At 66.4% G+C, this 22,974-nt stretch carries 20 protein-coding genes and 1 tRNA gene; 13 read left to right on the top strand and 8 right to left on the bottom strand.

Annotated elements, in window-relative coordinates:
• Positions 1–18: 18 nt before the first annotated feature.
• Positions 19–1,704, bottom strand: coding sequence for a PucR family transcriptional regulator (locus ACIBJI_RS22560; protein WP_364341568.1), 1,686 nt, complete (start codon positions 1,702–1,704; stop codon positions 19–21).
• A gap of 120 nt (positions 1,705–1,824) precedes the next feature.
• Between ACIBJI_RS22560 and ACIBJI_RS22555 the strand changes: the two genes are divergently transcribed.
• On the top strand, positions 1,825–3,315 hold the full coding sequence (locus ACIBJI_RS22555; RefSeq protein ID WP_364341566.1) for a CoA-acylating methylmalonate-semialdehyde dehydrogenase: 1,491 nt from the start codon (positions 1,825–1,827) through the stop codon (positions 3,313–3,315).
• 16 nt (positions 3,316–3,331) lie between these two features.
• Positions 3,332–4,699: an aspartate aminotransferase family protein gene (locus ACIBJI_RS22550; protein WP_397085561.1), complete on the top strand. Its 1,368-nt coding sequence runs from the start codon at positions 3,332–3,334 to the stop codon at positions 4,697–4,699.
• Positions 4,700–4,839: 140 nt separating this feature from the next.
• Here the strand turns inward: ACIBJI_RS22550 and ACIBJI_RS22545 are convergent.
• The 3 genes from ACIBJI_RS22545 to ACIBJI_RS22535 all read right to left on the bottom strand — a co-directional run bounded on the left by ACIBJI_RS22545 (position 4,840) and on the right by ACIBJI_RS22535 (position 6,246).
• Positions 4,840–4,974: transfer RNA gene (locus tag ACIBJI_RS22545), tRNA-OTHER, on the bottom strand.
• A gap of 142 nt (positions 4,975–5,116) precedes the next feature.
• Complete coding sequence (locus ACIBJI_RS22540; protein WP_396956064.1) at positions 5,117–5,848, bottom strand: hypothetical protein; 732 nt, start codon at positions 5,846–5,848, stop codon at positions 5,117–5,119.
• A gap of 95 nt (positions 5,849–5,943) precedes the next feature.
• Positions 5,944–6,246 carry a hypothetical protein gene (locus ACIBJI_RS22535; protein WP_364341560.1) on the bottom strand — a complete coding sequence of 101 codons (303 nt, stop codon included), beginning with the start codon at positions 6,244–6,246 and terminating at the stop codon, positions 5,944–5,946.
• A gap of 91 nt (positions 6,247–6,337) precedes the next feature.
• Here ACIBJI_RS22535 and ACIBJI_RS22530 point away from each other — a divergent pair, with 91 nt between their 5' ends.
• On the top strand, positions 6,338–7,015 hold the full coding sequence (locus ACIBJI_RS22530) for an NADPH-dependent F420 reductase (protein WP_364341558.1): 678 nt from the start codon (positions 6,338–6,340) through the stop codon (positions 7,013–7,015).
• A gap of 138 nt (positions 7,016–7,153) precedes the next feature.
• Here the strand turns inward: ACIBJI_RS22530 and yaaA are convergent, their stop codons facing one another.
• Complete coding sequence (gene yaaA / locus ACIBJI_RS22525; protein ID WP_397085665.1) at positions 7,154–7,900, bottom strand: peroxide stress protein YaaA; 747 nt, start codon at positions 7,898–7,900, stop codon at positions 7,154–7,156.
• A gap of 293 nt (positions 7,901–8,193) precedes the next feature.
• On the opposite strand from yaaA, the gene ACIBJI_RS22520 reads away from it, so the two are divergent.
• Positions 8,194–9,948, top strand: coding sequence for a proline--tRNA ligase (locus tag ACIBJI_RS22520; RefSeq protein WP_397085559.1), 1,755 nt, complete (start codon positions 8,194–8,196; stop codon positions 9,946–9,948).
• A gap of 158 nt (positions 9,949–10,106) precedes the next feature.
• A complete protein-coding gene (locus tag ACIBJI_RS22515; protein WP_364341554.1) occupies positions 10,107–11,858 on the top strand; it encodes an acyl-CoA dehydrogenase family protein in 1,752 nt (583 codons plus the stop codon).
• Between the two features lie 360 nt (positions 11,859–12,218).
• Here the strand turns inward: ACIBJI_RS22515 and ACIBJI_RS22510 are convergent, their stop codons facing one another.
• Both ACIBJI_RS22510 and ACIBJI_RS22505 read right to left on the bottom strand, forming a co-directional pair.
• Positions 12,219–12,653 (bottom strand): ferritin-like domain-containing protein, encoded by a 435-nt coding sequence (locus ACIBJI_RS22510; protein ID WP_364341552.1) that lies wholly within the window; start codon positions 12,651–12,653, stop codon positions 12,219–12,221.
• A 73-nt stretch (positions 12,654–12,726) separates the two neighbouring features.
• Entirely contained in the window at positions 12,727–13,353 is a 627-nt protein-coding gene (locus ACIBJI_RS22505; RefSeq protein WP_364341550.1) for a hypothetical protein, read from the bottom strand.
• 205 nt (positions 13,354–13,558) lie between these two features.
• On the opposite strand from ACIBJI_RS22505, the gene rimP reads away from it, so the two are divergent.
• From rimP to ACIBJI_RS22465, 8 genes are all read left to right on the top strand, one after another.
• Positions 13,559–14,227, top strand: a complete 669-nt coding sequence (rimP, locus tag ACIBJI_RS22500) for a ribosome maturation factor RimP (RefSeq protein WP_364341548.1) — start codon at positions 13,559–13,561, stop codon at positions 14,225–14,227.
• The gene (nusA, locus tag ACIBJI_RS22495; protein WP_364341546.1) at positions 14,224–15,255 is read left to right on the top strand and encodes a transcription termination factor NusA; all 1,032 of its coding nucleotides are present in this window, start codon (positions 14,224–14,226) and stop codon (positions 15,253–15,255) included. Before rimP ends, nusA begins: the two co-directional genes overlap by 4 nt.
• Before the next feature lie 122 nt (positions 15,256–15,377).
• A complete protein-coding gene (locus ACIBJI_RS22490) occupies positions 15,378–15,710 on the top strand; it encodes a YlxR family protein (protein WP_396956061.1) in 333 nt (110 codons plus the stop codon).
• Between the two features lie 108 nt (positions 15,711–15,818).
• Entirely contained in the window at positions 15,819–18,884 is a 3,066-nt protein-coding gene (gene infB / locus ACIBJI_RS22485; RefSeq protein WP_397085557.1) for a translation initiation factor IF-2, read from the top strand.
• Between the two features lie 85 nt (positions 18,885–18,969).
• A complete protein-coding gene (locus tag ACIBJI_RS22480; RefSeq protein WP_396956059.1) occupies positions 18,970–19,260 on the top strand; it encodes a DUF503 domain-containing protein in 291 nt (96 codons plus the stop codon).
• 104 nt (positions 19,261–19,364) lie between these two features.
• The gene (gene rbfA / locus ACIBJI_RS22475; protein ID WP_364341538.1) at positions 19,365–19,808 is read left to right on the top strand and encodes a 30S ribosome-binding factor RbfA; all 444 of its coding nucleotides are present in this window, start codon (positions 19,365–19,367) and stop codon (positions 19,806–19,808) included.
• A gap of 22 nt (positions 19,809–19,830) precedes the next feature.
• Positions 19,831–20,850: a bifunctional oligoribonuclease/PAP phosphatase NrnA gene (locus tag ACIBJI_RS22470; protein ID WP_397085555.1), complete on the top strand. Its 1,020-nt coding sequence runs from the start codon at positions 19,831–19,833 to the stop codon at positions 20,848–20,850.
• Positions 20,847–22,208: an MATE family efflux transporter gene (locus ACIBJI_RS22465; protein WP_397085553.1), complete on the top strand. Its 1,362-nt coding sequence runs from the start codon at positions 20,847–20,849 to the stop codon at positions 22,206–22,208. The genes ACIBJI_RS22470 and ACIBJI_RS22465 overlap by 4 nt, the downstream gene beginning before the upstream one ends.
• Before the next feature lie 183 nt (positions 22,209–22,391).
• On the opposite strand, the gene grpE is transcribed toward ACIBJI_RS22465, so the two are convergent.
• Entirely contained in the window at positions 22,392–22,964 is a 573-nt protein-coding gene (gene grpE, locus ACIBJI_RS22460) for a nucleotide exchange factor GrpE (RefSeq protein ID WP_364341534.1), read from the bottom strand.
• Positions 22,965–22,974: the final 10 nt, after the last annotated feature.

The raw sequence follows: 22,974 nt of genomic DNA, 5'->3' as shown, positions 1-22,974 counted from the left end.
TTCCCGATCCGATCGAAATCACTTGTCGGTCCTGGAGTTCGAGTCGGCGGTCAGATCTCGGATGAGCAGTGCGGTATGCAGTGAGGTGCGCGATTCACCGTCCTCGAGGTCGACATCGAGAATCCGCTCGATGCGAGCGAGCCGGTCATAGAGGGTCGGTCGGCTGATATTGAGCCGCTTGGCGAGTTCGGTCTTATTGCCCGCGACGTCGAGGAACTGTCGCAACGTGCGCGTCAGATCGGCGGCATGCCGAATGTCGTAGCGCAGCAACGCACTCAGCTCAGTTTCGGCGAAGCTCTGCACACCGGGTTCATTGCGGATCAGCGAGAGCAACCCGCGCAACCGGATATCGCCGCTGCGATAGAACGGTCGCGGCACTGCCGCGCGAGCGACGGACGCGGAGGCGGTAGCGGAGCGTGACGACGTAGCGTCCCGGGAGCGCGGCCGATCAAACGTCGACTCCAACGATAACGCGACCTCGGCGACGTGCGCCGCATGCGTCAATTCGCGCGCGGTGTCCAGTAGCGAATCCGCCTCCGCGCCAACGCCTATGACCACCCGGCGTACCCCATCCACTCGTCGCACTTCGGCGATGATCGCCGAGCAAACGGTGCGGAGCGTGTCGTCGAGATCGGCGCCGCGTGGGATCGCGAGCAGCATGCCGACCCGGTCGCCGTGCTCGGCCGCGGTCAATGCGGTGGCCTTCGACAGTCCGAGACCGTGGGTGACCGCGTCGAGCACCCCCGCGCTGCGGCGCTGCCTGGCGACCTGATCGGCTTCGGCAAGGGCGGCAACGTCTATCGCGAGCGGAACGTAGTGCACACGCCGGGTCAGCAGCCCCAGCGCCGCGGCCCTGGCCTGTGCATCGAGTTCGTCGAGGACGCGGCCGTTGACCATATCGTCGATGAGTCCGGTCTGCGCCTGACGATGCAGGCCGAAGCGATCCTTATCGATCATCCGGTGCAGCGTCAGTGTCTGTGCGGCACGCTCGAGCACCATGCGGGCGCGAGGTGTCGCGACCCGGCTCGAACGCAGGATCAGCCGACCCCAGCGCTGGGTATGCGGGCCGACCTGCACCACATCCCAGCCCTCCGGCAGCAGTCGGGAGGTGGTCTCCCAGTTCTCCAGGATCGCCGAGGTGCTGGTGTGCCGGGCGGTCAGGGCTAGCACCCGGTGCGCCAGATCCTCCAGTACAACCGAGGAATCGAGCATGTCAGCAGCCGTCTCGACGATTTCGGCCAGCGCGGCGCGACGCACACTGAGCTCGGTGAAGGTCTCGTGCACGGTGCGCGCGAATTCGAGTTCGGCGTATTGATCGGCCACGATCACTCGGTGCACGGCCTCGGTGATTTCCACGAAGCGTGTGACGCGATGTAGCGCTATGACCGGGAGCTCCAGTGCGTCGGCGGTCGCCACGACGATCGGCGGTAAGTGCGGCACCGCCGCACCGAGTTCGATGACCAGTCCGGCCACCCCTGCGGCGGCCAGCGAATTCAGATACGCGACCGTCGACTCGTCGCTGCCGGTCATGGCCAAACCGGTGGTCAACATCAGCTCCCCACCGACCAGCAATTCGGCGACATCCGGCAGATCGCTGACGTGCACCCACCGCACCGGCCGATCCAGCGCGGCCGCACCGACGACCTCCGGCTCGCCCGCACGCACGACCGGCATGGCCAGCACATCGGCAACGGAGAGCAGCATCCGACAAATCGTAATAGGAAATGCGAAATCGCATACAGAACGTCGGGCAGAAAACGGGCATCGATGGTGCAGAGTCGGAACCACGACACCATGCGGCGCTCAGCATCGAATCGAGGAGATATGCAGACAATCGCGCACTGGCTCGACGGCAAACCCTTCGCGGGCACGAGCTCCGCGACCGCGCCGGTGACGAATCCGGCGACCGGGGTGGTGACCGGGCAGGTGGCACTGGCCGGTGTCGAGGACGCCAGGGCGGTGATCGCATCGGCCAAGGCGGCCTTCCCGGACTGGCGTGATACCTCACTCGCACGGCGCACGCAGATCGTGTTCCGATTCCGCGAACTGCTCAACGAGCGCAAGGAAGAACTCGCCGAGCTCATCACCGCCGAACACGGCAAGGTGCACTCCGATGCGCTCGGCGAGGTGAACCGCGGTTTGGAGGTGGTCGAATTCGCCTGCGGTATCCCACATTTGATCAAGGGCGGATTCACTGAGAACGCCTCGACGAAGGTGGATATCTTCTCGATCCGCCAGCCGCTGGGCCCGGTCGCGGTGATATCGCCGTTCAACTTTCCGGCGATGGTGCCGATGTGGTTCTTCCCGATCGCGATCGCGGCCGGAAATACCGTGGTGCTCAAGCCGAGTGAGAAGGATCCGTCCGCATCGCTGTGGTTGGCCGAGCTGTGGCACGAAGCCGGTTTGCCCGCAGGGGTTTTCAATGTGCTGCAGGGCGATAAGGTCGCCGTTGACGAACTGCTCGACAATCCGCATCTCAAGGCCGTCTCGTTCGTCGGTTCCACACCCATCGCGAAGTACGTCTACCAGCGCGGCACCGCCAGCGGTAAGCGCGTGCAGGCGCTCGGCGGCGCCAAGAACCACATGGTGGTGCTGCCCGATGCCGATCTGGATCTGGCCGCCGACGCCGCGGTGAACGCCGGATTCGGGTCCGCGGGGGAGCGGTGCATGGCCATCAGTGTGGTGCTGGCGGTCGGTGCGGTCGGTGACGAACTGGTCGCCAAGATCACCGAGCGGGCCAAGACCATCAGGACCGGTGACGGTGCCCGCGACACCGATATGGGTCCGCTGGTGACCCGCGAGCACCGCGATCGAGTCGCCGCCTATATCGATGCGGGCGAAACCGCCGGTGCCAGTGTCGTTCTCGACGGTCGCGGCGTTCAGCCCGATGGCGAAGCGGATGGATTCTGGCTCGGGCCGACGGTTCTCGATCATGTGGGCACCGAGATGAGCGTCTACACGGACGAAGTCTTCGGTCCAGTGCTGTCGGTTGTTCGCGTCGACAGCTATGACGACGCGCTGGAACTCGTCAACGCCAATCCCTATGGCAACGGGACCGCCATCTTCACCAACGATGGCGGCGCGGCCCGGCGCTTCCACAATGAGGTGGAGGTCGGCATGGTCGGCATCAATGTGCCGATCCCGGTTCCGATGGCCTACTACAGCTTCGGTGGCTGGAAGAATTCGCTGTTCGGCGATTCGCATGCGCACGGCATCGAGGGCGTGCACTTCTTCACCCGGGGTAAGGCCGTAACGACGCGTTGGCTCGATCCCAGCCACGGCGGACTCGAACTTGGATTCCCCCAGAACAACTAGCTCGCAGGAGAATTCGATGACCCTCGCGAATGGATCGGCACCCGAACTCGTCCGGCAGGCCGCCGACCGCGCCTATGAGCTCGATCGCCGCCACGTATTCCACTCGTGGTCGGCGCAGGCGCAGCGCACGCCCATGACCATCACTGCGGCCCGGGGCTGCTACGTATGGGACGGCGACGGCAATCGCCTGCTCGATTTCTCCTCGCAGCTGGTCAACACCAATATCGGTCACCAGCATCCGAAAGTCGTTGCCGCGGTGCGGGAGCAGGCCGCCAAGCTGTGCACCATCGCACCGCAGCACGTCAACGATGCCCGCTCCGAGGCCGCTCGGCTGATTGCCGAGCGTACCCCGGGCGAGCTCGACAAGATCTTCTTCACCAATGGCGGCGCCGATGCGGTCGAACACGCGGTTCGGCTGGCACGCCTGCATACCGGCCGGTACAAGGTGCTTTCGCGCTACCGCTCCTATCACGGCGGCACCGAGACCGCGATCAACCTCACCGGCGATCCGCGGCGCTGGCCCAACGACCACGGCAATAGCGGCATCGTCCACTTCTTCGGTCCATTCCTGTACCGCTCGCAGTTCCATGCGAGCAACGAAAACGAGGAAGCCGAGCGGGCTTTGGCGCATCTCGAACAGACCATTGTTTTCGAAGGGCCGGACACGATCGCGGCCATCGTGCTCGAATCCATTCCTGGCACAGCGGGAATCATGGTTCCGCCGCCCGGGTATATGGCGGGTGTCCGGGCGTTGTGTGACAAATACGGCATCGTATTCATCGCCGATGAAGTGATGTCGGGGTTCGGCCGCACCGGAAAGTGGTTCGCCATAGAGCATTTCGATGGCGTCATCCCTGATCTGCTGATCTTCGCCAAGGGGGTGAATTCCGGTTACGTGCCGCTCGGCGGCGTCGCGATCAGTCCAACCATTGCCGCGACCTTCGATGATCGTCCGTACCCGGGCGGGCTGACCTATTCAGGTCATCCGCTGGCGACGGCCGCCGCGGTCGCGACGATCAATGCGATGCGGGACGAGCGAATCGTGGAGAACGCTGCCGATATCGGTACCCGCGTCCTCGGCCCCGGCCTACGCGAACTCGCCGAACGTCATCCCAGCATCGGTGAGGTGCGCGGAACCGGCGTCTTCTGGGCGCTGGAACTGGTGCGGGACAAGCGAACTCGCGAACCGCTCGCACCATACGGCGGCACCAGCGCGGCCATGAACGAAACTGTTGCCGCGGCCAAGGCGGCGGGTCTGCTGCTTTTCGTCAATTTCAACCGGCTGCATGTGGTTCCGCCGTGCATTATCGACGAGACCGAGGCCGAACAAGGCTTGGACATTCTCGACCACGTGCTCGGGCTCGCCGACATGTACGCGCTCTGACCATGCCTGTACCAACGCAAGGGAACCCGAGGGCGTAGCCTGCCCCCGGGTTCCTTGGTGCCACCCGAATTCGCGCACCGGGTCGGTGGGATCGGATCAAACTGATACGACGTGTCATACGATTAGACCATCTTCCATTGTGGCTGGAAGAACGGGATTTGAACCCGTATCTCGTCGCGATTGTGTCCTTCCTCGTGATCGGGTGTTCGGCGGCGAATGCTCAATCTGGAGCGAGAGTCTGAGATTCCGGCTGCCTCTACCAATTGGGCTATCCGGGCGTGTGCCCGGAGCGGGATCCGAACCCGCACTGTCACCGTGTCTTCAGGCTTATCTTCAGTTTGAGTTTGCGCTCTTGCGCTTCCCTCGCACGCGGCGAGGGCGTCTGTGGGTCGGGGCGACGGTTCGCCCCCGACCGGTTCAGCGGAAGAGGTAACGGAAGATCACATCACCGGTCTTGCGGTCGGTGACCTGGCTCCCATTGGCCTCCTCGCGGGCGAATTTGACTGCCTGCTGGAGCTTTTCGATGCGCTCGACCAACTCGTTGACCCGGCGGGCCGGCAGCGCACCGGAGAACTTCACCGTGGTCCAGTAGCCGATGGCGATGTCCTCGTAGTACACCTCGACCTGAGCCGGATGCTTCTCGGTCGCCTCGGCCTTGACGTGGTTGCGCGGCACCTTCTTGGTACGGATGGTGCGCACGGCGTCGGTGCGCCAGGTGTCGGACGAATCGTCGAACGCCCAGGCCTCCGCGGCGTCGAGCACCGGCAGCTGCTTGACGAAGGTGTACAGGTCGGCCAGCTGCTTCTCCAGGAACAGCAGGTACGACACCGGTACTGCGGCCAGCAGGGTCTCCTCGTCGACGCGCACGTCGGCCTTGGCCTCGCAGTTCGCCCAGTCCTTGGTCGCCGTCACATCGAACAGTCGGGTCAGCGTCGCGGCCGTTTGGCGCAAAACCTCCTCGGACTTCACCTGCACCCGCGTCGACTCCGGCGGAAGCTGTTCGCCCTCTTCGTCTTTCGGCTGGTAGGTGCGTGCGATACCGGACAGCAGCCCCGACTTCTGCAGCTGACCCTGGGTGTGTGCCAACTCGCGCAATGCGCCGTTCTTGACGCCCTTCTCCACCGCGATGATCTGATTCAACTTCGTCATCAATTACCTCCCCGGACGCCCTCGACGCCGTCACATTCCTTGTGCGGCCCTACATTTCGGATTTCCCCCGCCGCTCGCCGAACACTACAGACCGATTATTTTCCGCGCATCCGAGTTTTCGCGCGGGAGGGCATGGAGCCTGGTGTCGGCGCAATGGAGCGGTCGCCGGAGCCACCCTGGGCACTGACTTCGCCCATCTTCGTCGAACGCCTGTGTCCGACCGGACGCAACATCGGGACGCTTTCGGCGCGCTCGAGTTCTGCGTTGTCCCGCTGCAGCTCCGCCGACTCGTCGGTGCTGACCCTGGCATGGGTAGCGGTTTCGATCTGGCTTTGGCGCACCGACTTGCGGCCTATTTCCGGGGTTTCGACGCCGATCAGGTCGGCTACCGCGCGCATCGTGGCCCACTCCGCTTACTGCTCGCGACGCTTTCCGTTGCACCGAGCGCATGCGGGAACAATTGTGGCGTCGACTCGGTTGGGTGGGGGCATGACAACGCTTGGATTGATCGGTAGCGGGAATATTGGCGGCACGCTGGCACGGTTGGCCGTCGCGGCCGGACTCGATGTCGTGGTCAGCAATTCGCGGGGGCCGCAGACGCTGGCGGAGCTGGTTGCCGAGCTCGGGCCACGGGCGCGTGCCGCCACCGCCGCGGAGGCGGCCGCGGCCGGTGACATTGTCGTGGTCACGGTGCCGTTGAAAAACTACCGGCAGGTCCCGGTGGAGCCGCTGGCGGGCAAGGTCGTCATCGACACCAACAACTACTACCCGGACCGCGATGGCATCTTTCCCGAACTCGAGGACGGCACCACCACCAGCAGCGAACTGCTGCAGCGCCACCTGCCGACCTCGAAGGTCGTCAAGGCCTTCAACAACATCTTCTATCCCCACTTGGCAGCCCTCGCCCGCCCCTCCGGTGCCCTCGACCGCTCGGCCCTTCCCATCGCAGGCGATGACGCCGATGCGAAAAAGGGCGCCGCCGAACTACTCGACACCCTCGGCTACGACACAGTCGACGTCGGCTCGTTGAACGAGAGCTGGCGCTCCCAGCCCAACACCCCCGTCTATGGCGACCCCTACGCCGCGGATCTCCCGTTCTGGGAGCACCCCGCTGCCCCCGCGGCTGCTGACAAGATCCGAACCGCGTTGGCCGCCGCACAGCGCTGACGGTACGTAGGACAGGACCCCGTCGACTGCTCGCCGCCGCGGGTCCGAGCCCGCTACCGATGGTGTCGCATACGCAGTCGACGTCGCGCATAGGTTGCATGCGACCTATGTGAGAGGTGCACTGGTCATGTGCCGACATCAGCTGGTGATGATGAGGAGTTCGGTGGGGGAGGCTATTTCGGCGCGCAGGCCGGATTTGGTGGCGATGCGGGCTACCGCGCGGATGTCGGTGGGGTCGGCGCAGGTGAGGACGAGGGCGCGGGCGAGTAGGCCCTTGTGGTGTTTGTTGAAGTGGCTCACCACTGTTCGGGAGCCGTCGGGGTGTTCGGTGAGGACATTGGCGGTGATGGCATCCGGAATGCGGCCGAGCTGCTGGTAGGTGCCAGAGCGCAGGTCGATGACGAGTTCCCCGGCGGCCTCGGCGACCAGGGCGTCGGGCAGGATATCGCGCCAGATGGCCGAAAGCGTCGGGAGACCGGGAAGTTTGGAACCGCCGGAGAGCCGGTAGGCGGGGATGAGGTCATCAGCGCGGACGGCGCCGAACAGTGCGGAGCCGATGCCGAGGCGGGCATAGGCCTTGGCGCGTTGGACCTTGGTGAAGGAGCGGGCATCCAGTGCGTCGTAGAGCACGCCGGTGTAGCGCTCCAGTGCAGGCCGGGTGGCTGACGTGCGTAGCGCCGCATTGCGCGCGATCTCGGTATCAGCCCCCTTGCCGAGCCCGAGCACCGCGCGCGAGGCGTCCGGGTCGGCGGCCAGCTTGACGACCTCGTCGATGAGCCGGTCGCGCACCGCCGTGAGCTGCGGCATCGCCAGCGACTCCAGCTCCAGCGGCACATCGGTTCCGCCATCGGACTTGGTTTCGGAAGGAGGCAGCAGCACCAGCACGAGCGGATACGGTACCGCGTGTGTGAACGTCAGCTGGTGAACCGTCAACACAGCCGAGCATCGCTCAGCCGTGGCGGAGCCGAGCGGCAGCGAGGTGGAGTCATGAGCGAGCGCGTCGAGCGAACCATCAACACCGCGCGCAATCGCGCACTATGGACCGAGCGCGCGAGTTGTCGTTGTGGGGTGGTGCGGCCTCGGAGGCGGTTGCCTGCGTAGTCTCGGAGAGATCCGCTCACGCCGAATGGGCGAATGCGTTGCAGACATGGCGCGGCCAGCGACTACCCTGTCGTTCCGTGATCACCCGCCTCTCCCACCTGTTCCTGCGTACCCTGCGCGACGATCCCGCCGACGCCGAGGTGCCCAGTCACAAACTCCTCGTCCGCGCCGGATATGTGCGGCGCATCGCCCCTGGTGTGTACTCGTGGCTGCCGCTGGGCCTGCGGGTGCTCCGGCGGGTCGAGCAGGTCGTGCGGGAAGAGATGAACGCCATCGGCGCGCAGGAGATCTCGCTGCCCGCGCTGCTGCCACGCGAGCCGTACGAGACCACCAACCGGTGGACTGAATACGGCGACGGCCTGTTCCGGCTGCAGGACCGCAAGGGCGCGGACTATCTGCTCGGGCCCACACACGAGGAGCTGTTCGCGCTCACCGTGAAGGGGGAATACAGCTCGTACAAGGATCTGCCGGTCACGCTGTACCAGATTCAGACCAAGTACCGCGATGAGGAGCGGCCTCGCGCGGGCATCCTGCGCGGGCGCGAATTCGTCATGAAGGACTCCTATTCCTTCGACCTCGACGAGGACGGACTCGAGGCAAGCTACAACGCTCATCGCGAGGCCTACCAGCGCATTTTCGACCGCCTCGCGGTCAAGTACGTCATCGTCGCGGCCACCTCTGGTGCGATGGGTGGCAGCGCGTCGGAAGAATTCCTCGCCGACAGCCCGGTCGGCGAGGACACCTACGTGGTGTGCCGGGAGTCCGGGTACGCCGCGAATGTGGAAGCGGTGGTCACGCCCGCTGCCGAACCGCAACCCATCGACGGTCTGCCCGCGGCCGTCGTACACGACACCCCGAACACCCCGACCATCGCGACGCTGGTGGACTGGGCAAACAATGCGGGCATCTCCGCAGGTCCCGTCACCGCGGCCGACACCCTGAAGAACATCATGGTCAAGCTGCGTCACCCGGACGGTAAGACCGAACTGCTCGGCATCGGTATCCCGGGCGACCGCGAGGTCGACGACAAGCGCCTCGGCGCCGCGGTCGAACCCGCCGAGGTGGAACTGCTCACCGAGGCCGATTTCGCCGCCAACCCGTTCCTGGTCAAGGGCTACATCGGCCCGAAGGCATTGCAGGCCAACGGTGTTCGCTACCTCGTCGATCCGCGCATCGGCACCGGAACCAGCTGGATCACGGGCGCCGACGAGCCGGGCAAGCACGTCGTCGGCCTGGTCGCCGGTCGCGATTTCACCCCCGACGGCACCATCGAGGCCGCCGAGGTGCGTGACGGCGACCCGTCACCCGACGGGCGCGGCGTGCTGGTGTCCGCGCGCGGCATCGAGATCGGCCACATCTTCCAGCTGGGCAATAAGTACACCGACGCGTTCGAGGTCGATGTGCTCGGCGAGAATGGCAAGCCGGTGCGGCTCACTATGGGCTCCTACGGCGTCGGCGTCTCCCGCATGGTCGCGGTGATCGCCGAACAGCAGCACGACGAGAAGGGGCTGCGCTGGCCGCGCGAGGTCGCACCGTTCGACGTGCACGTGGTGATCGCGAACAAGGACGACTCCTCGCGAACGGGCGGCGAACAGGTTGCGGCGCTGCTGGATTCGGCCGGACTCGATGTCGTCCTGGACGACCGCAAGGCCTCGCCCGGCGTGAAGTTCAAGGATTCCGAGCTGATCGGCGTCCCGCTTGTCGTGGTCGTCGGACGCGGCTGGGTCGAGGGCAAGGTCGAAATCCGCGACCGCTTCACCGGCGAATCCAACGAGGTCCCGGCCGATTCGGTGGTCGAATCGGTGCTCGCGCAGGTCCGCGGCGGACAGTAGATTCGGCCTTCGATAACCGGTGGGGAAGCCCGGTCGACTGAGCCCAGTGGACCGGGCTTCTCGAATCGTCCGACCTACGGTTCCGTAGGCACGATTCGTGTCGCGTGTTAATCCCGGACCCCCTTCTGGCTGCTGTTACCCGCTGGTAAGTTAGCGGCATGACGAGCACCGACGCGTTGTTGTTCAACCCGACCAGCTATGACCCGAAGCAGTTCGACGCCGAGACGCGGCGGCTGCTCGCGGCCACCATCGAGTGGTTCGAGTCGCGGGGTAAACGGCAGCTGCTGGCTGATGACTCGGATGCGGTCTGGGTGTCGGATTTCCTCGAGTTCGTCAAGAAGGAGCGCCTGTTCGCGACCTTCCTGACCCCGGCCGCCTACGCCGACGGTGACGCGAACCGGCGGTGGGACGGTGCGCGCAATGCGGCGCTGTCGGAGATCTTCGGTTTCTACGGTCTCGCGTACTGGTACGCCGAACAGGTCACCATCCTGGGCCTCGGCCCGATCTGGCAGAGCGATAACGAAGACGCCAAGAAGCGCGCGGCTGCCGATCTCGCCGACGGTCAGGTGATGGCGTTCGGTTTGTCCGAGCGCGACCACGGTGCCGACATCTACAACACCGACCTGATCCTGACGCCGACCGAACCGGGCAGCGCGGATGCCGAGGCCGGAATCCTGTTCCGCGCCAATGGCGTCAAGTACTACATCGGCAATGGCAATGTCGCATCGATGGTGTCGGTCTTCTCCCGCCGCGCCGATATCGAAGGTGCGGACGGCTACGTGTGGTTCGCCGCCGACAGCCGCCACGACAACTACGAGCTCATCGACAATGTCATCCATGGTCAGCTGTATGTCAGCACCTTCGCGCTGCACGACTACCCGGTGACCGCCGCCGACATCCTGTCCACCGGTCCCGAGGCCTTCTCCGCCGCGCTGAACACCGTCAATGTCGGCAAGTTCAACCTGTGCCACGGCAGCATCGGCATGGTCGAGCACTCGTTCTACGAGGCCATCACGCACTCCAACAACCGCATTCTCTACGGCAAGGCCGTCACCGAATTCCCGCATGTGCGTACGAATTTCGTGGATGCGTACGCGCGCATCGTCGCGATGAAGCTGTTCAGTGACCGCGCCGTCGACTATTTCCGCAGCGCCAGCCTCGAGGACCGCCGCTACCTGCTGTTCAACCCGATGACCAAGTCCAAGGTGACCTCCGAGGGCGAGACCGTCATGACGCTGCTGCTGGATGTGCTCGCCGCCAAAGGATTCGAGAAGAACACCTACTTCGCGCAGGTCGCGCGCTATATCGGCACGCTGCCCCGGCTCGAGGGCACGGTGCACGTCAATGTCGGCCAGATCCTGAAATTCATGCCGAACTACCTGTTCAATCCGAAGGAATACCCGGAGATCGGCACCCGCCTCGATGCGGCCGATGACGAGTTCTTCTTCCGGCAGGGGCCGGCCCGGGGCGCGGGCAAGGTGCAGTTCGCCGATTGGGCACCGGTGTACGAAAAGCACGCCGACCTGCCAAATGTCGCGCGCTTCTACGAACAGGCCCAAGCCCTGCGCACCCTGCTGACCACCGCCGCCCCCGATGCCGACCAGCAGCAGGACCTGGACTTTATGCTGACCATCGGCCACCTGTTCTCCCTGGTGGTCTACGGCCAGCTGATCCTGGAGCAGGGCGCCATCACCGGCCTGGATCGCGACATCATCGAGCAGATCTTCGACTTCCAGATCCGCGACTTCAACGGCCACGCCACCACCCTCTACGGCAAGCCCTCCGCCACTCCCGACCAGCAGGCGTGGGCCGCCTCCGCGCTACGCCCACCGGTCACCGACCGCCCCCGTTTCGACCGCGTCTGGACCGAAGTCGCCGCCTACGACGGCGCTTACGAAATGCGGGCGTAGCCACCCGCCGACCGCCGCCGCTCACACACTGGCGTGCCGGGCACGGTTCGGCCACCGCCGAGCAAGTTTTGCGTGCCTGGCGCAAGTTTTTTTGCGTGCCTGGCGTGAGTTGGTGTGCCTGGCGTGGGTTGGTGTGCCTGGCGTGGGTTGGTGTGCCTGGCGTGGGTTGGTGTGCCTGGCATGGGTTGGTGTGCCTGGCATGAGTTGGTGTGCCTGGCATGAGTTGGTGTGCCAGGCGTGAGTTGGTGTGCCGGGCATCAATTGGTGTGCTGAGCATCAACTGGTGGGCCGGGCATCAACTGGCGGGCGCACGAATTCGCTGACGAATCCGTGCGCGGCGTTGCATGCCCGGCGAGGCGGTTAGGCCTTGCCTGGGAAGGCGACGGTCGGTGGGTTGGCGCCGAGGATGGCTTGCCAGGCGGCCAGGCGCAAGGCGCATTCGGTGAGGGCGTCAACCCCCATCCGGCGCAGGGATTCTGAACTGCCGTTCTCTACGACCGCGCGCCAGGCGACTGCGGTGTCGGTTTCCACCGTGACCGCCAAGTTCGCCGCAGGGATCGGATCGTTCACCGGGAACGGCGTGGTGTAGGCCGCGTCCGGCGGCGGCACCGCGACTCCGGCGGCCTTCAACGCATCGATGGTGGTGTCGCGGCGGGCACGGTGGGCGGCGGTGTCCTGTGCGACCAAGCGGGTTCGCTCGGCGGAGGCGTAGGCCGCGATCACGCCGTAGGTGTACACCGCCGCGTATTCGGCGCGCAACGCGTCGAGCAGGGCTTGGCGTTCGGCTTCGGTCATGCGCGCACCCCTGTCTGGGTGTGTTGAGCCGTGCGCATCGCATGGCGTACAGGTTGGGTCGAGGTGGCACGAATCATGCCAGCAACACCCCCGCCTGCGCCGCGCACGATGCGCTGATCGAGGCCAATAGCCCCGCGCGATAACCGGATTGGGTGCGAGCAAGATCACCCGCGGACTGCTGCGACTTAGCCAGCCGCGTGCGCAACTCGTCGATGCTCGGCGGCGTGCTGGGCGATACGGATGCGCCCGATGCCGCGGGGGAAGTGCCGGAAGCGGGCGGGGTGACTTCGCGGGTGCGGTGGGTCGGAGTGGTGCCGTCACCGTAAACGCCGATCACACGGTTGATTTCGGCGCGCAGCGCATCCGCGTGTGCGGTGCGTTGGTCCGCGATCACGGTCAATTCGGCATGTCGCTGCGGCGTCACCGCGATCGCCGCCGTCGCGGCCGCGGCATCGGCGCGGGCCAGGATCTCTTGTGCGGCAAGCGGATCGGGCTGATACACCGTCTTATCCGTGCATCCGGCCACCGCGCCGACGGCTAGCACACCCACGGTGGTGCCGCCGGCCAGCCGCAGTGCGGTGCGGCGGTCGAGGATGCCGGTGCGACCGCCGCCGGCGCTGCCGTGCTGGGATTGATGCCGGTCGATGGGGATGCCGGAAGTGCACCCGGCGCGCGGCGGGGCGGGGAGGCGGATTGGCACGGCACCATCGTGCCAGATTCGCGTGGCACGGCCGACCGAGCGTCTGCCGTGCGGTCGGCGCGACGCCCGCCGCGCCGCGTCGCGGGCGCGTGGCCAGGAAACTTGCTCGAGGCCGCTGGTCCTTTACACTCTCGAGGCGCGTTACGCTAGATCTCCGGTAGAGAAATTTCCCGCCGTCTGACAACTGAACCAGGAGCCGCCCCACATGCCCATGCCGACCGAGGAAAGGGTGAGCCAGCTCGTTGCTGGACTCGTCGAGCGCCGAGGATTCGACCTCGAGGGTGTCGAGATCTCGACGGCGGGCAAGCATGTGGATGCCCAGGTTCGGGTGAAGGTGATCGTCGACAGCGATGCCGCTTCCGATCTCGACACCATTGCCGACCTGAGCACCGAACTCTCCGAAGCCCTCGACAACGCGGGCGATTTCGGCGAGACGCCCTATCTGCTGGAAGTGACCACCCCCGGCATCGACCGCCCGCTCACCGCCGATCGCCACTGGCGTCGCGCCCAGGGGCGCAAGGTGCGGATCAAACTACGGACCGGCGCGCCATCGCCGGATCCGAAGTCATCGGACAAGTTCGAGGCCAGGGTCGGTGTGCTCACCGAAGACACGGTGGCGCTGGTGCTCGGCGGGAAGAACAAGCCGCACCGGGTGACGATTCCGCTGACCGATATCGCAGAGGCTGTCGTGCAGGTGGAATTCAACCCACCCGGCGCGCGGGAACTGGAACTCGCGGGCGGAGTCGCGCCCGGCCGTCCGCGGCCGGGCCAAGAGGAAGCGGTGGACCCCACCGTCGATGTCCGAGGAACAACCGATGTACCAACCGAATCATTAGAAGCGTCCGATTCGCCGACCGAAGGGATCGTGGAATGAACATCGAAATCGAAGCCCTGCGCGCGATTGTCGCCGATAAAGGGATCTCGATCGAGACCGTGATCTCCGCGATCGAGTCGGCCCTGCTCACGGCCTACCGCCACACCGAGGGCCACCAGCCCAACGCGCGCATCGATATCAACCAGAAGACCGGCGTAGTCCGGGTGATGGCGCGCGAACTCGACGCCGACGGCAATGTCATCTCCGAATGGGACGACACCCCAGAGGGTTTCGGCCGGATCGCGGCGACCACCGCGCGCCAGGTGGTGCTGCAGCGGCTGCGTGATGCCGAGAACGAGAAGTCCTTCGGCGAATTCTCCACCCATGAGGGCGACATCGTCGGCGGTGTGGTGCAGCGCGATGCCCGCGCCAATGCCCGCGGCACCGTCGTGGTGCGCATCGGCAGCGAACTGCACGGCACCGAGGGGTTGATCCCGTCCGCCGAGCAGGTGCCCGGCGAGAGTTATGAGCACGGCGACCGGATCAAGTGTTACGTCGTCGGTGTCTCCCGTGGCGCGCGGGGCCCGCAGATCACCCTCTCGCGCACCCATCCGAATCTGGTGCGCCGACTGTTCGCACTCGAGGTGCCCGAGATCGCCGATGGTTCGGTGGAGATCGTCGCGGTCGCCCGCGAGGCCGGACACCGCTCCAAGATCGCGGTGCGCACCACCGTGCCCGGTGTCAATGCCAAGGGCGCGTGCATCGGCCCGATGGGTCAGCGCGTGCGCAATGTGATGAGCGAACTGGCGGGGGAGAAGATCGACATCATCGATTTCGCGGATGATCCGGCGACCTTCGTCGGGAATGCACTCTCGCCCTCGAAAGTTGTATCGGTCACGATCGTGGATCCCGAAGCCCGCGCCGCTCGCGTGGTCGTCCCCGACTTCCAGCTCTCGCTCGCGATCGGTAAGGAAGGGCAGAACGCCAGGTTAGCGGCCCGCCTGACCGGTTGGCGGATCGATATCCGCAGCGATGCCACCCCGGATGCGGGCAGTGGCAGTGTGCGGACGGAGGCACATCGGAGTTGACCGATTCCCGCGAATCGAGCCCATCGGATGACAGGTTCGTAACTTCGACGGGGGCGGGGTTCGGTGTTCCGAGCGGGACAGCGGTAGAGTGGTCTCAGGTTCAACGCGAGCCTTCGGTTCCTTTGTTCGAACGCACAACCGAGCAAGTCCCGGCGCACCGACGCCGAGCGGCTCCGGTGCGGACGTGTATCGGGTGTCGGAAGCACGAGTTGGCCGTCGATCTGTTACGGATCGTGGCGCAGGACTGTGAGACCGGTGACGGTTCCGAGGTTGTTGCGATAGTTCCCGATCCGTGGCGCAGACTTCCCGGACGGGGTGCCTGGCTGCACCCCGTTTCGGTTTGTTTGCGCACTGCAGAACGACGCCGAGCATTCGGCAGAGCACTACGAGTGTCCGGACAACTGGATATCTCAGCCCTGGAGAAGTACCTCGAGAACAGGCACGAGCACTCATGAGCACACCGTGAAGCACCAACGATGAACGTCCATCGGAGATAACCCGAGGTCGTGCGGGCCCGCCTTACCTAGGCGGAGGCACTGCTCGACCTCTCAGTGAGGAGAGCAGTGGCAGGCAAGGCCCGCGTGCACGAGTTGGCTAAAGAACTCGGTGTCACGAGCAAAGAACTACTCGCAACGCTCAAGGAGCAGGGCGAGTTCGTGAAGTCGGCGTCCTCGACGGTGGAAGCACCCGTCGCACGTCGACTGCGCGAGTCGGTGGCAGGCAAGTCCGCCCCGGCGAACGGCGCAGCGAAGTCCGGGGCGCGCCCGGGTTCCGCACCGTCGAGCACTCCGGCCGCGAAACCCGCCGCAGGCGGCGGTCCGCGTCCTGGTCCACGTACCCCGCAGACCCCGCAGACCCCGCAGCCCGCGCAGACCGCGCAGGCGGCAACCCCGACGGCTGCTCCGGCCGCCCGTGAGACGGTCGCTCCGGCAGCTCGCGATACAGCGGCTCCGGCTGCCCGTCCGTCCGATGCGGCCCGGCCCGCCCCGGCCGCGCGTCCCGGTCCGGCGGCCAAGCCCGCCCCACGGGACACCGCCCCGGTCCAGGAGACCCCGGCGGCTCCGGCCGCCAAGGCCGCCCCGGCGCCGGGCGCTCCGACTCAGGGTGGACCGCGTCCGACTCCGGGTGGCGCACGTCCCGGTCAGCAGCAGCGGTCCGGCGCACCGACGCAGGGCGGCCCACGCCCCGGCGGTCCGAAGCCGGGTCCGAAGACACCGCGCGTCGGCAATAACCCCTTCTCTTCCGCACCCGATCGTGAGCGTCCCGCGCCGCGTCCGGCCCCCAGCCAGGGTGGACCCCGCCCGGGTCCCGGCCAGGGTCCGCGTCCGGGTCCGGCCCAGGGCGGCCCCCGCCCGGGTGGCACTCAGGGCGAGCGGCGTCCGTCTCCGGGCCAGGGCGGTCCGCGTCCCGGTGGGCCGCGGCCGAGCCCCGGCTCGATGCCGCCGCGCCCGAACCCCGGTGCCATGCCCGCGCGTTCGGCCCGTCCGGGTCCGGGCGGCGGTGCCGGTGCGGGCCGTCCAGGTCGTCCCGGCGGTGCCCCCGGTGGTGGCGGTCGTCCCGGTGGCGGCGGTGGCGGTGGCTACCGCGGCGGCCAGGGTGGCGGCGGCACGGGTGCGCCCGGTGCCGGTGCCGGTGCTCCCGCGGCCGGTGGTTTCCGTGGTCGTCCCGGTGGCGGCGGTGGCCGTCCCGGTGGTCCCGGTGGCCGCGGCGGTGCGGCCGGTGCGTTCGGACGTCCCGGTGGCGCCCCGCGTCGTGGCCGTAAGTCGAAGCGGGCAAAGCGCGCAGAATACGAAAGCATGCAAGCGCCCGCCATCGGCGGCGTGCGGCTGCCGCGCGGCAACGGCGAGATCATCCGACTCGCCCGCGGCGCCTCCCTGTCGGACTTCGCGGAGAAGATCGATGCGAACCCGGCTGCCTTGGTGCAAGCCCTGTTCAACCTCGGTGAGATGGTCACCGCGACCCAATCGGTGAACGACGAGACCCTCGAGCTGCTCGGCAGCGAGATGAACTACGTCGTGCATGTGGTCAGCCCCGAGGACGAGGACCGCGAGCTGCTGGAATCGTTCGACCTGACCTACGGTGAGGACGAGGGCGGCGAAGAGGATCTCGAGCAGCGTCCGCCGGTGGTGACCGTCATGGGTCACGTCGACCACGGTAAGACCCGACTGCTCGACACGATCCGTAAGGCCAACGTCCGTGAGGGCGAGGCCGGTGGCATTACCCAGCACATCGGCGCCTACCAGGTGCTCACCCATCTGGGCGATAACGACCGGCTCATCACCTTCATCGACACCCCGGGTCACGAGGCGTTCACCGCCATGCGTGCCCGTGGTGCGAAGGCCACCGATATCGCGATCCTGGTGGTCGCCGCCGACGACGGCGTCATGCCGCAGACGGTGGAGGCGATCAACCACGCGCAGGCGGCCGATGTGCCGATCGTGGTCGCGGTCAACAAGATTGACAAGGAAGGCGCGAACCCGGACAAGATCCGGCAGCAGCTGACCGAATACAACCTGGTTGCCGAGGAATACGGTGGCGACACCATGTTCGTCGACATCTCCGCCAAGCAGGGCACCAATATCGAGCAGCTGCTCGAGGCCGTGCTGCTGACTGCGGACGCGGCGCTGGACCTGCGGGCCAACCCGGATATGGACGCGCAGGGTGTTGCCATCGAGGCGCACCTCGACCGCGGCCGTGGCCCGGTGGCGACCGTGCTGATCCAGCGCGGCACGCTGCGGGTCGGCGACTCGATCGTCGCCGGCGATGCCTACGGTCGTGTCCGCCGCATGGTCGACGAGCACGGCGACGATGTCGCCGCGGCGCTGCCGTCGCGTCCCGTTCAGGTCATCGGCTTCACGTCGGTACCCGGCGCGGGTGACAACCTGCTCGTCGTCGATGAGGACCGGATCGCTCGCCAGATCGCCGACCGGCGCAATGCGCGCAAACGCAACGCACTGGCCGCACGCACTCGCAAGCGGATCAGCCTGGAAGATCTGGATGCCGCGCTGAAGGAGACTTCGGAGCTCAACCTGATCCTCAAGGGCGACAACTCCGGTACCGTCGAGGCCCTCGAGGAGGCGCTGCTCGGTATCGAGATCGACGACGAGGTGCGCCTGCGGGTCATCGACCGCGGTGTCGGTGGTGTCACCGAGACCAACGTCAACCTGGCGTCGGCGTCGAACGCGATCATCATCGGGTTCAACGTTCGGGCCGAGGGCAAGGCGACCGAGCTGGCCAACCGCGAAGGTGTGGACATCCGGTACTACTCGGTGATCTACCAGGCCATCGACGAGATCGAGAAGGCCCTCAAGGGCATGCTCAAGCCGATCTACGAAGAGGTCGAGCTGGGCCGGGCGGAGATCCGCGCGATCTTCCGGTCGTCGAAGATCGGCAATATCGCCGGCTGCATGGTCACCTCGGGTTCGGTCAAGCGCAACGCCAAGGCGCGCCTGCTCCGCGACAACGTGGTGGTCGCGGAGACGGTCACGATCTCCACCTTGAAGCGGGAGAAGGACGACGTCACCGAGGTCCGCGAGGGCTTCGAATGCGGTATGACGTTGACCTACAACGATATCAAGGAAGGCGACGTGATCGAGGCCTACGAGCTGCGCGAGAAGCCGCGCGACTGAGATTGTGCGTCGGTGGTCCGGCCCAGCAACACCGGGCCGGACCACCGAGACAGTCTTTTCGTAGGCACCGAAACAGGAGGCTTGGGTGTACCTGGGTGCACTGGAGTTCGACGTCCTGCTCGGAGATGTGCACTCGCTGAAGCAGAAGCGTTCGGTGATTCGGCCCGTGCTGGCCGAATTGCAGCGCTTCGGCGTGAGTGCCGCCGAGGGTGGGGAACAAGACCGCCACCGTCGCTCATTGCTCGGAGTTGCCATGGTCAGTTCCGGTATGGATCACCTGACCGAGGTACTCGACAAATGTGAGCGTCACGTCGCGGCTCGTCCGGAGTTAGAGTTGCTGGCAGTGCGCCGCAGGATCTTCGGACCCGAAGACTGATCCGCGGCGGGAACGACGGGCTCGGAGGCGGTAGCTTGCGTAACCACGCAGGGCCCCGGTCCCGCCCGCAAAATGAACACAGCAGTAGTGAGGAGGGTTCAGCCATGGTGGATCAAGCCAGGGCACGCCGACTCGCCAAGCGGATTTCCGCGATCGTGGCGACCGCGATCGAGTACGAGGTGAAGGATCCGCGTCTGAATTTCGTGACCGTTACCGATGCGAAGGTCACCGGCGATCTACGCGAGGCGACGGTGTACTACACGGTGATGGGCGAAACCCTCGACGTGGAACCGGATTACGCGGCCGCGGCCGCCGGTCTGGAGAAGGCGAAGGGTGTGCTGCGCTCGAAGGTGGGCGCAGGCACCGGCGTGAAATTCACCCCGACGTTGGCGTTCGTGCTGGACAAGGTGCCCGATGCGGCACGGGATATGGAAGAGCTACTGGCCAGGGCGCGGGCCGCCGACGACGCGGTCGCCAAGGTGGCGGCGACCGCCACCCACGCCGGCGAAGCCGACCCGTACAAGGTCGAACGCGAATCCGACGAGTGACGTGCGGTAGACCATGACGACGATGCCCGTCGACCCGGGTAGGGGGGTCGCTGTCGATCCGGTCGATTTCGGACCGGCCGTTGCGGCATTGAGCGCGGCCAGTTCGGTCACCATCCTGTGTCATGTGCAGCCCGATGCCGACACTATCGGCAGTGGGCTCGCCCTGGCATTGGTGTTGCATCGGCGCGGTATCCCGGTATGGGTGTCGTTCGCCGAACCCGCCGAACTGCCCGCCACGATGCGGACGCTGCCCGGTGTGCATTATCTGGTGCCGCCCGCGGATGTACCCGCCGAGGTGGATCTGCTGGTTTCCGTGGACTGTGGCAGTGCCGGTCGGCTTGGTGCGCTTGCCGATCGATTGGCCGGGGCCGCAACGACTTTGGTGTTCGACCATCACCGCTCCAACACCCGGTTCGGGACGATCAATGTGATCGATGCGAGTGCGGAATCGACGACGAGTCTGATCGCGCGGCTGCTCGATACCTGGCAGGAGCCGATCGATGCCGAAGTGGCACATTGCCTTTACGCCGGTTTGGTTACCGATACCGGATCCTTCCGCTGGGTGCGGCCCGGCACCCATCACCTGGCCGAACGGCTGTTGGCCACCGGCATCGACGGTGCCGAAATCACCCGCTCGCTGATGGATACGCATCCGTTCGGCTGGTTGCCGATGTTGTCGCGGGTGCTCGGCTCGGCTCGGTTGGAGCCGCAGGCCGGGGGTGGGACCGGACTGGTGTATGCCGTTGTGCGGCGCGAGGATGTCGATGGTGTGCGCTCGGAAGAGGTGGAGAGTGTGGTCGATATCGTCCGCACCACCTCCGAGGCCGGGGTCGCCGCGGTGTTCAAGGAGTCTCGCACGATTCCGGATCGGTGGACGGTTTCGCTGCGGTCGCGCGACAGCGCGCCGGGCGCGCAGGATGGTGTCGATGTGGCTACTGTCGCAACGTCTTTGGGCGGTGGTGGGCATCGGTTCGCGGCCGGGTACACGACCAACGGCACGTCCGAATCGGTCGTCGCGGCTCTGTTGGCTGAACTCGGGTGAGTTCGGAGGTCAGCGAGGTCGCGTCGGATCAGATCGGCGCGGTGGGGCCGCGAAGGATTCTCGGACTCACCTTACCGACCTTGGGTGTGCTGGTGGCCGAGCCCATCTATCTGCTGTTCGACCTGGCTGTTGTGGGTCGGCTCGGGGCATTGGCATTGGCCGGGCTCGCGGTCGGCGGATTGATTCTGGCGCAGGTCAGTTCCCAGCTGACGTTCCTGTCGTATGGGACGACGGCGCGGGCGGCGCGGCGGCACGGAGCGGGGGATGAGCGCGGTGCGATCGGGGAAGGTGTGCAGGCGACCTGGGTCGCCGTGATCGTCGGGACGCTGGTTCTTGTTGTGGGGCAGGCGATTGCGGTTCCGCTGACCAATGTGATCGCGGGTGGTGGGGATATCGCGGGGGAGGCGTTTGGCTGGGTGCGGATCGCGTTGTTCGGGGTGCCGCTGATTCTGATCGCCATGGCGGGTAACGGGTGGTTGCGCGGGGTGCAGGAGACACGTCGGCCGCTACTGTTCGTTGTCGCGGGACTGCTGGTTTCGGGAGTGTTGTGCCCGACGCTGGTGCACGGGTTACTGGGTGCGCCGCGGCTGGAGTTGGCCGGTTCGGCGGTCGCCAACGCGGTGGGCCAGTTCGTGACGGCCGGGCTGTTCCTGACCGCGCTGGTGCGCGCACGTGTTCCGCTGACTCCGCACTGGTCGGTGATGCGGGCGCAACTGGTACTCGGTCGCGATCTGATCGCCCGCAGCCTCGCCTTCCAAGCCAGCTTCGTCTCGGCCGCGGCCGTCGCCTCCCGATTCGGTGCGGCATCGGTGGCCGCACACCAGCTGGTCCTGCAGCTCTGGAATTTCCTCGCGCTGACTCTGGACTCGCTGGCCATCGCCGCCCAAACGCTGGTCGGTGCGGCACTCGGCGCGGGCGACGCCACCGGTGCGCGCGGTCTGGCGCGCCGCATCACCCGCTGGTCGGGCGGATTCGCGCTGGTGCTGGCGGCGGCCTTCGCGGCAGGCGCCACCGTCATCCCCGAACTCTTCACCGACGATCCGGCCGTCCTCGACCGCACCCACGTTGCCTGGTGGTTCTTCGTCGCCATCATCCCGATCGCAGGCATTGTCTTCGCCCTCGACGGCGTCCTCCTCGGTGCGGGCGACGCCGCCTACCTCCGCAATACCACGCTCGGCGCCGCGCTCCTCGGCTTCCTCCCCGCCATCTGGCTCTCCCTCGTCTTCGACTGGGGCATAGCAGGCATCTGGACCGGCCTCGTAGCCTTCATGCTCCTACGCCTTATCGCCGTAGTCTGGCGCGCGGAATCCGGCCGCTGGGCCCGAGTCGGCACGGAAATCCCGCGCGTCAAGGCTTAGCTCGTGCACGGTTTCGCATGCCGCGCAGGTTTTCGGGGCGAACTCCGCGCTCGGCGGACGGCAGGTCGTCAGTGGGGTCGGTGAAGAACCACGCATCATGCTCGACGGGCGGCCAACCCTTAGCGGTGCCTGCGGACGACCACTCCCACCGGGTGAATCTGGGTGCGGTGGTGCGGCACGTGGTCAGCGGTGTCGGTGAACGACCACGCCTGCCGGGCGGACCGAGCGTCCGGAGACAGTCAGGCCGGTTTGGACGACGGATGCCACCGTGCGATCCAGGGCTGGATCGTCGATCTTCGCAACGTCCGCCGCTTCCATGGTGAGTGAGTCGAAGGCGTCGCCACGCTGTGGGGTGACCAGTGTGCCGCCGCGGCCGACGATGAGCCGTTCGATGCGGGTGGCGATGGCTTCGAATGCTGCACGCTCGCGCGGGGATTCGGCGGTCGTGGCGCACGCGGTGGTGTCGGTATGGAGAGCGAAGAGTTCCACGACGAGCGGGAGGTCGGCGCCAGCGCGATCCCGGCGGTCGCGTGCCTTGGCCTCGTCGGCCAGGCGATCGATAGTGGTGGCTTGGCGGGCGATGACTCGGGTGAGGTCTTCGATACGTTCCGTTAGTTGGGCGAGCGGGTCGGTGTGTTCGAGCTGTGGCGGGTGGGAGTTCGCCGGGTAATCGGTCTGCGGCGCGATCGGGGTCTCGACCTGCCGCGCGGCGAGGGTGGTCGGGTCCTCGGGGTGCGGCGCGACGGGGTCGGTCATGCTCGCACTT

Origin of the sequence: Nocardia sp. NPDC050408, from assembly GCF_044458905.1 — a bacterium.
Classification (GTDB): domain Bacteria; phylum Actinomycetota; class Actinomycetes; order Mycobacteriales; family Mycobacteriaceae; genus Nocardia.
This window is presented reverse-complemented; position numbering and strand designations above follow the sequence as displayed.

What these genes read in the sequence shown, in the direction of transcription:
- nusA (WP_364341546.1), top strand. Translation starts at nt 14,224, where the DNA reads ATGAACATCGAAATCGAAGCCCTGCGCGCGATTGTCGCCGATAAAGGG.
- ACIBJI_RS22470 (WP_397085555.1), top strand. Translation starts at nt 19,831, where the DNA reads ATGCCCGTCGACCCGGGTAGGGGGGTCGCTGTCGATCCGGTCGATTTC.
- ACIBJI_RS22560 (WP_364341568.1), bottom strand. Translation starts at nt 1,704, where the DNA reads ATGCTGCTCTCCGTTGCCGATGTGCTGGCCATGCCGGTCGTGCGTGCG.
- ACIBJI_RS22515 (WP_364341554.1), top strand. Translation starts at nt 10,107, where the DNA reads ATGACGAGCACCGACGCGTTGTTGTTCAACCCGACCAGCTATGACCCG.
- ACIBJI_RS22530 (WP_364341558.1), top strand. Translation starts at nt 6,338, where the DNA reads ATGACAACGCTTGGATTGATCGGTAGCGGGAATATTGGCGGCACGCTG.
- rbfA (WP_364341538.1), top strand. Translation starts at nt 19,365, where the DNA reads ATGGTGGATCAAGCCAGGGCACGCCGACTCGCCAAGCGGATTTCCGCG.
- ACIBJI_RS22555 (WP_364341566.1), top strand. Translation starts at nt 1,825, where the DNA reads ATGCAGACAATCGCGCACTGGCTCGACGGCAAACCCTTCGCGGGCACG.
- rimP (WP_364341548.1), top strand. Translation starts at nt 13,559, where the DNA reads ATGCCCATGCCGACCGAGGAAAGGGTGAGCCAGCTCGTTGCTGGACTC.
- grpE (WP_364341534.1), bottom strand. Translation starts at nt 22,964, where the DNA reads ATGACCGACCCCGTCGCGCCGCACCCCGAGGACCCGACCACCCTCGCC.
- ACIBJI_RS22510 (WP_364341552.1), bottom strand. Translation starts at nt 12,653, where the DNA reads ATGACCGAAGCCGAACGCCAAGCCCTGCTCGACGCGTTGCGCGCCGAA.
- ACIBJI_RS22540 (WP_396956064.1), bottom strand. Translation starts at nt 5,848, where the DNA reads ATGACGAAGTTGAATCAGATCATCGCGGTGGAGAAGGGCGTCAAGAAC.
- ACIBJI_RS22550 (WP_397085561.1), top strand. Translation starts at nt 3,332, where the DNA reads ATGACCCTCGCGAATGGATCGGCACCCGAACTCGTCCGGCAGGCCGCC.
- ACIBJI_RS22535 (WP_364341560.1), bottom strand. Translation starts at nt 6,246, where the DNA reads ATGCGCGCGGTAGCCGACCTGATCGGCGTCGAAACCCCGGAAATAGGC.